14 protein-coding genes are annotated in these 12,130 nt (G+C 30.1%); 1 reads left to right on the forward strand and 13 read right to left on the reverse strand.

Annotated features, from left to right (window positions below):
- Positions 1-240 precede the first annotated feature (240 nt).
- The 8 genes from B2P65_RS08125 to B2P65_RS08160 form a co-directional block, all read right to left on the reverse strand.
- Entirely contained in the window at positions 241-1,011 is a 771-nt protein-coding gene (locus tag B2P65_RS08125) for an ABC transporter permease (RefSeq protein WP_346879967.1), read from the reverse strand.
- The gene (locus tag B2P65_RS08130) at positions 1,005-1,706 is read right to left on the reverse strand and encodes an ABC transporter ATP-binding protein (RefSeq protein ID WP_346846669.1); all 702 of its coding nucleotides are present in this window, start codon (positions 1,704-1,706) and stop codon (positions 1,005-1,007) included. The genes B2P65_RS08125 and B2P65_RS08130 overlap by 7 nt, the downstream gene beginning before the upstream one ends.
- A complete protein-coding gene (locus tag B2P65_RS08135) occupies positions 1,706-2,074 on the reverse strand; it encodes a GntR family transcriptional regulator (RefSeq protein WP_035135482.1) in 369 nt (122 codons plus the stop codon). Before B2P65_RS08135 ends, B2P65_RS08130 begins: the two co-directional genes overlap by 1 nt.
- A 166-nt stretch (positions 2,075-2,240) precedes the next feature.
- Positions 2,241-2,786, reverse strand: a complete 546-nt coding sequence (locus B2P65_RS08140; protein ID WP_346879968.1) for a cyclase family protein — start codon at positions 2,784-2,786, stop codon at positions 2,241-2,243.
- Position 2,787: 1 nt separating this feature from the next.
- Positions 2,788-3,258, reverse strand: coding sequence for a MarR family transcriptional regulator (locus B2P65_RS08145; protein ID WP_346880105.1), 471 nt, complete (start codon positions 3,256-3,258; stop codon positions 2,788-2,790).
- A 169-nt stretch (positions 3,259-3,427) separates the two neighbouring features.
- Positions 3,428-4,258, reverse strand: coding sequence for an endonuclease VIII (locus tag B2P65_RS08150; protein ID WP_346879969.1), 831 nt, complete (start codon positions 4,256-4,258; stop codon positions 3,428-3,430).
- A gap of 151 nt (positions 4,259-4,409) precedes the next feature.
- Positions 4,410-5,432, reverse strand: a complete 1,023-nt coding sequence (gene recA / locus B2P65_RS08155) for a recombinase RecA (protein WP_346846666.1) — start codon at positions 5,430-5,432, stop codon at positions 4,410-4,412.
- 111 nt (positions 5,433-5,543) lie between these two features.
- The gene (locus B2P65_RS08160) at positions 5,544-6,047 is read right to left on the reverse strand and encodes a CarD family transcriptional regulator (protein WP_346876882.1); all 504 of its coding nucleotides are present in this window, start codon (positions 6,045-6,047) and stop codon (positions 5,544-5,546) included.
- A gap of 154 nt (positions 6,048-6,201) precedes the next feature.
- Here B2P65_RS08160 and B2P65_RS08165 point away from each other — a divergent pair, with 154 nt between their 5' ends.
- Positions 6,202-6,630, forward strand: a complete 429-nt coding sequence (locus B2P65_RS08165) for a MarR family winged helix-turn-helix transcriptional regulator (RefSeq protein ID WP_346846664.1) — start codon at positions 6,202-6,204, stop codon at positions 6,628-6,630.
- Between the two features lie 97 nt (positions 6,631-6,727).
- Here the strand turns inward: B2P65_RS08165 and B2P65_RS08170 are convergent, their stop codons facing one another.
- The 5 genes from B2P65_RS08170 to B2P65_RS08190 all read right to left on the reverse strand — a co-directional run bounded on the left by B2P65_RS08170 (position 6,728) and on the right by B2P65_RS08190 (position 12,110).
- Entirely contained in the window at positions 6,728-7,081 is a 354-nt protein-coding gene (locus B2P65_RS08170; RefSeq protein WP_346846663.1) for a hypothetical protein, read from the reverse strand.
- Between the two features lie 282 nt (positions 7,082-7,363).
- Positions 7,364-7,954 (reverse strand): HDIG domain-containing metalloprotein, encoded by a 591-nt coding sequence (locus B2P65_RS08175; RefSeq protein WP_346846904.1) that lies wholly within the window; start codon positions 7,952-7,954, stop codon positions 7,364-7,366.
- A gap of 82 nt (positions 7,955-8,036) precedes the next feature.
- Complete coding sequence (locus B2P65_RS08180; protein ID WP_346846662.1) at positions 8,037-9,809, reverse strand: GH3 auxin-responsive promoter family protein; 1,773 nt, start codon at positions 9,807-9,809, stop codon at positions 8,037-8,039.
- A 28-nt stretch (positions 9,810-9,837) separates the two neighbouring features.
- On the reverse strand, positions 9,838-11,595 hold the full coding sequence (argS, locus tag B2P65_RS08185; protein WP_346879970.1) for an arginine--tRNA ligase: 1,758 nt from the start codon (positions 11,593-11,595) through the stop codon (positions 9,838-9,840).
- Between the two features lie 173 nt (positions 11,596-11,768).
- Entirely contained in the window at positions 11,769-12,110 is a 342-nt protein-coding gene (locus B2P65_RS08190; RefSeq protein ID WP_150843686.1) for a hydrogenase/urease maturation nickel metallochaperone HypA, read from the reverse strand.
- Positions 12,111-12,130: the final 20 nt, after the last annotated feature.

A 12,130-nucleotide genomic window follows, 5' to 3' on the forward strand; every position in this document is an offset into this window, starting at 1 on the left:
TCATTCCTTTCATCTAAATAAACTGAAAGATATGCTCCTATTCTTCCATTTGGAGCACATTCATCCATAAGGCTGAATTCTGGATCATAAAATTTTCCATTATAATAAACTACCCAATGACCATAATTAGGAAACCATACTAAAAGAACGCATAGAGGCGGTAAATGAATTATTTATATATACATAAAAATAAGCGCCAGTTTAAGTTTATTACTAAAACTGACGCTTTAAATTTTTTTATTATTCTAGATTAAGTTTATTCTTCATAATGTAGTTAGTTATACAGAATAAAATTGTGAAGAAAATTAAACAAACTATAATTCCACAAAGTATTGCATAGTGTGAAGATAGATAAATAAAATTATCACTTGCAACTAATATAGTCATACCTATTCCTATTATTGATTGTTGAGCAATACTTAATATCATAAATCCAGCAAATCCTCCTAATAATTTTTTTGATTTAAACAACTGACCTATAGAAAGTGATGCATAAAGCATCATAATTTGATGAGCTAAAGATACAATTCCAAATATTATAAATTCTATTATACCGAAAACATTTAATCCAATTTCAGAGTAAATATTTTTAAATTCTCTAATTGCTTCTTTTAATACCCCTGGTTCATAGGCCATTACAAATATAGATGTTGCAGCTATGAAACCACTTATTATAGTCCATACCATAGATACTACTAATTTATTTACTATATTTTGAGAACTTTTTACTGGGATAGTATTCATTAAATATCCTTCATCACCAAATAGGTTTTTATAAAATCTTTGTACAGTTATAAAAAGTGTTCCCACAAAAACTGCCACCATAGTTACGAAATACCCTATCATTGTTATAATGGCAGGAATTCCACCTAAGAAATCCATATTTACCTCAGCCATATTAGTTCCAATAAATATCTTATTAATAATTGAAAATCCAAGCAAAGCTCCATAAAGAGGTAGCATTATTCTGCCTGTAGCCTTAAATTCATATTTCATTAATTTTCTTAGCATCTAAATACCTCCCTAAATAGCTCATCTACTGTCTTTCCGCTACTTTCTCTTATTTCATCTACACTTTTTTGTAGCATTATTTCTCCATTTGATATAAAAACAACATCATCGAGAACTTTCTCTATATCTGCTATTAGATGAGTTGAAATTACTACAGTTGCATTTTCGTTATAATTGCTTATTATAGTATTTAAAATATAGTCCCTTGCTGCTGGGTCTACCCCTGCAATAGGCTCATCTAAAAAGTATAACTCTGCTTGCCTACTCATAACTAAAATAAGTTGAACCTTTTCTTTTGTTCCTTTTGATAAAGTCTTAAGCTTGACATTTGATTCAATATTTAACTTACTTAGCATATCGTAGGCTCTCTTTTCATCAAAATCTTCATAGAAGTCTTTGAAAAAATTTATAATATCAGATACCTTCATCCAATCATTAAGATAGGTTCTTTCAGGGAGGTAAGAAACTATTTTTTGAGTTTCTATGCCCTGAGAAAGTCCCGCTATCTTTACTTCTCCCGACGTTGGCTTTAACAACCCATTAGCTAGCTTTATTAAAGTCGTTTTACCACTACCATTAGGACCTAAAAGTCCAACTATTTTGCCTTTTTCTAAAGTTAAATTAATACCTTTAAGTGCTTCCTTATTGTCATATTTTTTAACTAATTCCTTACACTGAAAAATTGGTTCACCCATTACTTCATCTCCTTTGCCATTTTCCCTAGAAATTCCATGATATCCTCATTACTAAGTCCTAAACTTTTCATACTCTTAAGAAAATTTACTGCTTGGTCTTTAGCTATATCCAGTTTAATCTCTTTTATCATATCTATATCCTCCGTGATAAATCTTCCACTAGTCCTTTGACTATAAACAAACCCTGACCGTTCTAACTCTGCTAAAGCCTTTTGTATAGTATTAGGATTAACTGATGCCTCTTCAGCAAGCTCTCTTACCGTTGGAAACTTTTGTCCTGGCTTGTATTCTCCTGAAATTATCTTTAGTTTAATCTGCTCAATTAATTGAATATATATAGGCCTTTGGTCCTTAAATTCCCATGCCATCTAATCACCTCTCTTGTATTATTGTGTTGTTGTACTAATCTCTTAATACAATAATACAACTTGCAAATATTCTTGTCAATAGTTTTTTACATAAATATCAAAAATAAAATCCAGATGAAGTTTAATCTTTCTCTGAATTTTAATCTTTATTCTATAATATATAAATTTATATAGTTTCAATCTCAACTTTTATTGCTGTAGCACCTTCTAGTTGAATCCATTTTAAATTCGCCTTGAATTCTGTAGTAACCTTATGTAAATTACATATATTTTCTATAACATAGGCTCCTTTATTTTCAACATATTTATCTATTGCTACGTGATCTTTTCCATGTTGTATTCCACTTAGATCAATGCCTATTAATTTTACATTACAGTCTAATAATCTATCTATAAGTTCATTAGTTAAATATGGACTAGGCTTAGAATTAAAATACTCATCACTTCCATATCCATAGGTTTCTAAGTAACCCGTTCTAAATATTACAAAGGAACCTGCTTTAATTGATAAGTTTTCTAATATGTTAACGTCTATAATATCTATTTTCCTAGCATCTATTACCTTAACATCTATTTGTGATGGTAATTCTATATTGGATAGATTGTAGCAATCTATATGAGTTCCTATATGTTGCCTTTGGTGTGTCGGCTGTGAGTCTCCCCACTTTAATATTTCTACCGGAATGTTAAAATCTGTTAAGTGTAAATTCATATTATATTTCTCCTTCTGTTTTTATTAGTTCGTCTAAATAACTATTAAATTTAATCAAGAAATTAGTTACAATTTTTTCTTCCTTCTTATCTACATTTTTAAAAAATATCCTATTTCTTGCTTCCCATTGCTTATGCTTTATTTCATGATATTTATATAACTCTTCACCTGACTCCGTTAATTTGAAATATATCTCCTTATCATTATTAGGATTTTTATATTTATCAATAAGATTACTATTAAGAAGCTTTTTAGTTATCTTACTAATAGCACCTCTTGTCATATTCATACTTTGGGATATTTTAGTAACATTAGGATTTTCTATTTTCCCTATTAAATCTATACAGTGTATTTCTGAAACCCCATAATTTTCATATTCACTACCCAAAGCCAACTTACCTAAAATCTCTTCCTTTTCATATATTTCTTTAAAACTTTTCATAATAATATTAATATTATCTACTTTAAACACCTCCATATTGTTTCCTTGTAAACAATACTATCATCTTTTTGTTTCCATGTCAACAATTTTGCACAAGTACTAATTTACTATTATAATTCCATTATTAATACAATTTAATAAAGAAGCCACAAGAACAGTTCTTCTTATAGCTTCTTTTAATTAATTTTACCCTATTGAGTTATAGTAGCTGGCAATTCTCACAGTAATAAATGCTACCACCTAAATAATTTTCTTTTTTTATAACTCCACCACAAGAAACACAAGTAGAGCCTACATTATTTTTGCTCATCATGGTTTTATATCCACCCTTATTGCCATATAGATCCTTTTCTGTATCTCTTCCACCGAGTTCTGTCATTTTAGAAAGAACAGTTTTAATGGAAGTATATAAAACTTCCTTATTTTCATCCTTTAATGTATTAATTTTTCGTTTTGGATGAATTTTAGCCTGCCATAATATATCTTGTAGCACTCCATTTCCAAGGCCAGGTATTCGCTGCTCTGTAGCAAGAAATGCTTTTATACTTAGCTTCTGTAAATCCTGTGAGGATATCAGTTTATCAAAATAAGTTTCATTAAATTCATAAGAAAGTGGAGATGGTTTTTCCTTTGTAACCTGATAATAATTATTGGGAAACCCTTCTTTGGTATTAAAACACCATATTCCTCCATACATCTGAATTGATGCACTAACTTCAGATGAATCATTAAACTCTAACAGAAGTTGATGTTTGACCGGACGTTTTTCACCACTGCGCCTATATCTAAATCCTACCCCATCACCAATTAATATTGATGTATTATCAGCACTAATTTCAACCATACCTCCGTAGGCAGTTGCCATATTAATAGTCTTTCCTACAAGTATTTCATGGTATTTTTGTGGATCTCCATGATACCACGCAAACTTATGTGGATTATGAGCAGCAACAACATTCACAATCTTCTTTCCCCTAATTGTATTGTTAATCTGCCCTGCAAGTGTTAAAGCTTCCGGTATCTCAATCATTGTTATCTCTCCAATTATTTAAGACATAGTTTATCTAAATTTAGCTTTTCCAATTATTATTTATTATTCCATTATATACTTATCGTAAAGAAAATAAAAGAAAGAGAATCTCCATAATATGATGATTCTCTTTCTTTTATATTTAAAACATTTATTCATTTTCCTTAGTCTGTTTTACTAATTTAAGATTATATTTTTCTCTTATTATATTTTCTATTTCAAGAGCTATTTCAGGATTTTCTTTTAGATATAACTTAGAATTTTCTCTTCCTTGACCAAGTCTAGCATCTTTATAAGAAAACCAAGCTCCACTTTTTTCAACTATATCTTCCTTAACTGCTATATCAATAAGTGCACCTTCCTTTGAAATTCCTTCGTTGTACATTATATCGAATTCAGCTAGCTTAAAAGGCGGAGCAACCTTATTTTTGGTTACTTTTATCCTTGTTCTACTTCCAAGAATATCTTCCCCTACTTTTATAATATCTATTTTCCTTATATCAAGCCTAACTGATGAATAAAACTTCAGCGCTCTTCCACCTGTTGTTGTTTCAGGATTACCAAACATAATACCTATTTTTTCTCTTAGTTGGTTTATAAATATAACAACACATTTAGATTTATTAATTGATCCAGTTAGTTTTCTTAAGGCTTGTGACATTAACCTTGCCTGCAATCCTATATGAGAATCCCCCATGTCACCTTCTATTTCAGCTCTTGGAACAAGGGCAGCAACAGAGTCAACCACAAGGACATCTAAAGCATTTGATCTTACAAGCGCTTCAGCTATTTCCAGGCCTTGTTCTCCAGTATCAGGTTGAGAAATAATCAGATCATCAGTATTAACACCAAGTTTTTTTGCATAGGATGGATCCAAAGCATGTTCAGCATCGATATACGCCGCTGCACCACCACTTTTTTGAGCTTCTGCCACTATATGTAGTGCTACTGTTGTTTTACCAGAAGATTCTGGTCCATATATCTCCACTATTCTACCCTTTGGAACTCCTCCAACGCCAAGGGCTATATCTAAAGCAAGACATCCTGTTGGGATAGCTTCTATATCCATTGTTGAGGTTCCTCCAAGCTTCATTACGGAACCTTTTCCAAATTGTTTTTCTATATGGTTCATAACTGTTTCTATGGCCATACTTCTATCATTACTTATATTCATTTTTATCAACTACCCTTTCAAAAGCCCTTATAGCTTAAATTATGTCTCACTTTTTTAACTTCTACTGAGTAAAACAGCCCTCTTTAACATACACTTCTATTATGAGCATATTTAGTAGTCATTTTCATTAATTAATCTAGCAACTTTTCTATTTATTACTTCAAAAGTTGTGTTTAATTTGAATGCCAATTCTGTAAACAATATACTTTGAACATTAGATAAAAGTTTGATATCTTGCTGATGAAATTTCCTTCCTTCTGCTTCAATTTTAAGCTTTTTTCTCATTAAAGTACTTATTACCTTAGAGATTTCTTTACGATCTCCATTCTTTACAACCTTAGAATATACTTGATTTCTTTCAGTACTAGCTTCTATCCACTCTACACCTGGCTCCCTAAAGGATTCTAAAAGTTCTTCTGCCTCTTCTTTGTTTACAAGCTGTAACATGGCTACCTTATCACTCTCAACTGGGACACTTATACTTAATGAACTATCGTCCACTGGGTGCAATTTATAGTAATTTCTTTTTTTACCCCCTATTATTTGTTCAAATATGTCATCTACACGGCAAATTCCATGGGCCGAATAAATTATTAATTCTCCAATATTAAACATTTCAATTTCTCCCTTGTTGTACTTTGTCAACTAAGTTGACTAATTTCATTGTACATTAAATTAAACAAATTGTCAATTAAATTGACAATTCTTAATGAATTATGTATATTATTTGTATATTATTTTAGCAAAGATAACGATTGGAGTGAAGCCATTGAATTCTGAATTACAAAACTTACATTTAATTGATTTAATAAGTGAGCGTCACGTTCTACTTCGTAGAATATGTGAAAAATCATGGAATGATAGTAGTGATATACATATTTCAAACTCTGAATGGTATATCATGGCAAGAATATATAATAAAAAACCAACTCTATCTTACGTTACAAAACATGTTGATATCTCTAGACAGGCAACTCATAAATTTGTAAAAAATCTTGAAGCAAAGGGCTTAATTGAAATTACAAATTCAACAAACAATAATAGGGATAAATGTTTGCAGTTGACTCCCTTAGGTGAAGAATGTTATGAGATAAATTTATCTCAAAAGGCAGCCATAGAGCAAACACTATGTGAGAAAATTGGAACTGATAAGGTAGAAATACTTAAAGATATGTTAAAATTAGAATGGGACATATAGCTAATAAAATAGCCTTATGCCTCTGCTAATGTGTTTTTATTATATCTTTAGAATCATAAAGCTATGCAATGACTCTATATTTATCAAAAACTACTGATTATTTTGCATCTTTTGCTTTTGCAAGTTTTGCTGCTGCTCTCTTTTCTGCAAGTAATATTTTTTTCTCTTCCTTTGCAGCTTTTTCAAGTATTTCTTTTTCCTGTTTTTCTTCATTTCTTTTCTCTTCTAGTTCAGCTTTTGACTGCTCTTGCTTTATATACAATTTTTCTAATATACTATTCTGAACTTCCTCATTTGCTGCTTCTAGAAACATTTTAAATGCTTCTGGATATGCGAAGGCTTTTACTCCAAGGTCATCTTGAAATTGCACTAATATCTTATCGCCCTCTACCTCTGTTATAACTCCTGATCCGAATTTAATATGATTAACTTGCTCATTTTTTATATTCATTCTTGACCGTCTCCTCTCTAATTTCAAACTAGTGTTTTAATAATTTTTACTTTCAGCCATTCTTCTTTCATGATATTTTTTCTTTTAAAATATCATTACCTATGGCATAAACCAACGACTCATATCTTTGTAAGAAACCTTATTATAAAAAAACTCAAAACCACCTTCAGATGGTCTTGAGTTTTCATACACACTGACAATATAATAATATCATTTTTACTTTTACTTGTCAAATTTACTTACCCATATGGTTACATAAGTATAAAAATTATCCAATATAATCTACCAATTGTTATATAATTCCATTTCCTTATTAATGAAATCCTCACAAGAACGCATAGCTAGAATTGTTTCTTCAAATAATTTATCTAATTCCCAGTCAAGGATTTCTGCTCCTTGTCTAATTACATCCCTTGAACATCCAGCAGCAAATTTCTTATCTTTGAACTTTTTCTTAAGACTTGAAAGTTCCATATCCATAACACTCCTAGATGGACGCATTCTTGCAGCTGCACCAATCAAACCAGTAAGTTCATCTACCGCAAATAATATTTTTTCCATCTCATGTTCTGGTTTCGGTTGTTCTTCTGCACAAAGTCCATATCCATGGCTAGCTACTGCTCTTATTAATCTTTCATCAAGACCACGTTGTCTCATTATTTCTTGAGTTTTGCTACAATGTTGTTCTTGATACATTTCAAAATCTAAATCATGAAGCAATCCAACTCTAGACCAAAACTCTGCTTCATCTTCATATCCAAGTTTCTTTGCAAAGTAATTCATAACACCTTCTACTGTTAATGCATGCTGAATATGAAATCCTTCTTTATTGTATTCGGTAAGTAGTTCCAACGCTTCCTCTCTTGTTATCATCATAATATCCTCCTATAAAAACTTTATTAATAATATTATATTTTAAGAATATTACAAATACAAATAATATTAAAGAAGTATATCATACCTTATTTCTATTAATAATATTTAATATACTCCTATTATTAGAAATAACCCTTGGAATTTTAATTTGATTTTTTGATATTCCCTTCTTATATAAAGATTCCTTAATTGTATTGAAGGTATTTGGTTGTAAAAGTATTACCTTTACCATAGATAAATTCTTGTTATTTCTAGCTCTATCATAGGCTAAGTTAGAACTTCTAATCTCCTTATCCAAGGTTTCCGCTAATAATTTAATCTTATAATTAGATATACTATTTTTAAATTCAAAGTAAAACGTGTATCTTCCAGGTGTAATTGAGTTATCAGGCATTGTAGTATAGTCTACTAAGTTTAAATTTAATTTTTTTATTGTACTTTTTATAGAATTAGTTAAATGTTCTTCATTAGTTTTTTCAGATACCATATTCAACACTTGATTTTTCCTATATAAAAACTCCACTTCAGGACAATTATTATAAAATCCCACTACCTGAATAACATCACCCATTCTGTATCTATAAAGGCCTGCATAATTAGTAATAACTATTTCATACTTTGTCCCTATTTCTAGCTCTTCTAAACAAAGGGTGTTCTGACTATCTTCTTTTCCTTCCTTTTGTGGAATAAATTCATAAAATGCAGTGTCAGGGATAATTACATATCTTATCTTATTTGCATAAGGATTAATTCCAATCATAGCCTCAGTAGCTGCATAGGCTGGTGAATAAATTGGCAATGAATCAGTATAATAATTTACTTTATCATCATATATAGAAAAGTTTGCTCCAGTTACTGTGGCAATATATGATAAATTAGGCCATACTCTCCTACTTATACCCTTTAATCCTTTTCCAAATTCATACTCTAATTTATCAGCTCTACTAGCATCAGGAGAAAGAAGTGAATTTAACTTTTTTCTAGTGTTTTCATCAATATTCAAAGTATTTCTTATACATCCTCTCCTTATATCTCTAACTAAATCCTGATGTTTACTTTCTAATATCCTAAATAAATCCAATATATTAGATATAAAAACTCCACTAATATATAAAAGATTAGTTTCTTTTAATGCAAATAGCAGATGAAGATAAAGGGAGGATTCCTTATCTTTTATTTTCATGACTTCTATTGGTGAAGTATATAAGTATGGTAATATAAATCTTATACCATTCATCCCTCCAGAAGTGGCAGAACATATTGGTACTCCTCCTTGGGTATAAGTTGTCATTACTATATCAGCTATCATTAAGCCTCTTCCATAATTCCAATTTTCTCTAAAGTTATCATAAGAAAACTTATTGGTAAGTAATGCCATATATTTTGAAGCAAGTTTTCTACTTGTTTTAGTAGATGGAATTAACTTTTGCTTTCCTGTGGTTCCTGATGTATGACCAAAGTATTCTACACCTTCACTTATTAAAATATTCTTTTCACCATTTGACATTCGTCTTATATAATTTTCGTAATAATCATATTGGGTTAATGGAACATGTTTTTTAAAATCATCTATGGAGTTGATATCTCGAAAATTAAACTTAATTCCGATTTCACTTTTGCAATTTTCTCTTAATATTTTCAATAACACTTCTGCATTGACTTTTTTGCAATTACTAGTTTCTTTATCAAACTTCTTTTTAACTAATCCCCCACCTTCAATGGCGATTTTGTACAAGACTTTGCTTATAAAGCTCGTAATAACACACTTCCTAAGTATTTGTATATATCTAATGTATGAAAAAATATAAAATGATGTTACACCTTGATGGCGGCGAATTGCTTTAAATCCCATCCATGACTAAAAAAAGGACTGCAGTATATTACATTTTTTCAACACTTTCCATGCCTAATAAATCTAAGCATTGTTCTAATAAATCTTTAACTAAAGTAATAAGAACTAACCAAGAATTTTTTTTATTTTCATCTTCTTCATATAATATTCTTGTATCATTATAGAATTTATTAAAGTTATTTGATAATTCATAAACGTATTCACATATCTTATGTGGTGCACGTTCTCTAAAGCTCAGCTCAATTACTTCATTAAATTTAATTAATTGTAACATTAGGTTTCTTTCTGTATCACTTTGTGGTTCTAATACATTTTCCGTTAACTCAGATGTGTTAGCTTTATTTAAAATAGATTTAATTCTTACTATTGTATATAAAATATATGGTCCTGTATTTCCCTCAAAGGAAGCAAATCTATCTATATCAAATATATAATCCTTTGAAGCTTGATTTGATAAATCACCATATTTTAAAGCTGCTAAACCTACCTTTGATGAGATTTCTTCAACATCTCCTGCTGATATATTTTTATTACCTTTAAGCTTTTCTTTACCCGCTTCTTTAATTAAATTTATTAAATCTGCAAGCCTCATTACTCCACCTTCACGAGTTTTAAATGGTTTTCCATCTTTTCCATTCATTGTTCCAAAGCCTATAAAATCTAATTCTACATTCTCACCTGCAATTCCAGATTTTTTAGCTGATCTAAAGAATTGCTCATAGTGAAGTCCTTGTCTTTTATCAGCTAAGTATATTATTTCATCAGCCTCATAGTTTCTAACTCTCTCTACAACTGTAGCCAAATCAGTTGTTCCATATAGTGATGCTCCATCTGATTTCAATAATAGTAATGGTGGAAGTACACTCTTATCCTCTTCCTTACTTACATCAATAACTAAGGCCCCTTCACTTTCATAGCAATATCCATTATCCTTTAAATATTTTATCATATCCGGAATAAACTTTTGTGCATCGCTTTCACCATTCCATAATTCAAAGTCAACATTTAATGCACCATAATTTTTCTTTAAATCATTAACAGAAACATTTAATATGTGTTTCCATAATGCTAGATATCCTTTTCTACCTTGTTGAAGCTCAACGGTAGCTTGTTTTGCTGCATTCATAACTTTTTCATCATTTTTAGCAAGGCTACTAGCATAAGGATATATTTCTTCTAATTCATCTATTGTGAATGGAGCTTCTTTTGGATACTCTCCAGTAAAACCTTCATTAAAATAAGGTAATTTGGGATTACGTCTTTCAACTTCAGAGATAACCATACCCATTTGAAGACCCCAATCACCTAAGTGAACATCTCCAATTACATCATGACCTATAAACTTAGCAATTCTTTTTATACTTTCTCCAATTATTGCTGATCTTAAATGACCTATATGTAAGGGCTTTGCAACATTTGCTCCACCATAATCTACAAATATTTTTTTAACTTTTGTAGCAGATGAAGTTCCAAACTTTTCATCATTATTCATCTTATTTACATAGTCAATTATTAATTTATCATTAACCGTTATATTAATAAACCCAGGTCCTGCAATTTCTAATTTAGAGAAAAACTTATTTTCTTTCAATTTTTCAACAACTTCTTGCGCTATGACACTGGGTGCCTTTTTGTATTTCTTAGCATTAGCTAAAGCACCATTGCATTGATACTGACATAAATCTGGTCTATTAGATACAGTTACCTTTCCTGATTCTTTATCATATCCTAGCTCTTCAAAAGTATTTTTTACTACATCACTTATTTCATCAATAAATATCTTCACACTATACCTCCTATTTTCTTACTAAATATAAATCTATGGTGTCATAAACATTTAAAACATTGCCATTTATAATAAATGCTAGTATCCTCATTAAATGTTAATCGCTTGTCCATATTATGCCCCTAGTAAAATATCTTATACGTATTTCTATCTCTTATCTTTTAAGTCTTACCTTAACAAGCAACTATTTCCTTTATCATAAACTCTTTTCCACATAATAGCTCCCATTCTTCACTTGTACAGCTTGGACACTTACTACTATTCTCAATGATATTAAAAACTTTTCTACATTTTCTACAGATTGCATTACCTGGTAATATTTCAATCTTTAATTTTGTGTCCTGTAATCTTGTACCATCTACTGCTACTGGATAACAAGATTCAATATATTTAGGAATCATTGAAGAAAGTTCTCCAATTTGTAAAACTATTGTATCTATTTTCTTTAATCCATTCTTTTCTGCGAAATTTTCAACAGTTTTAACCACTTCAATTACTACACCTAATTCATGCATTAAAATCACCCTTCTAATCT

The organism is Clostridium sp. UBA3061 (assembly GCF_002367465.1).
Taxonomy (GTDB): Bacteria; Bacillota; Clostridia; order Clostridiales; family Clostridiaceae; genus Clostridium_J; species Clostridium_J sulfidigenes.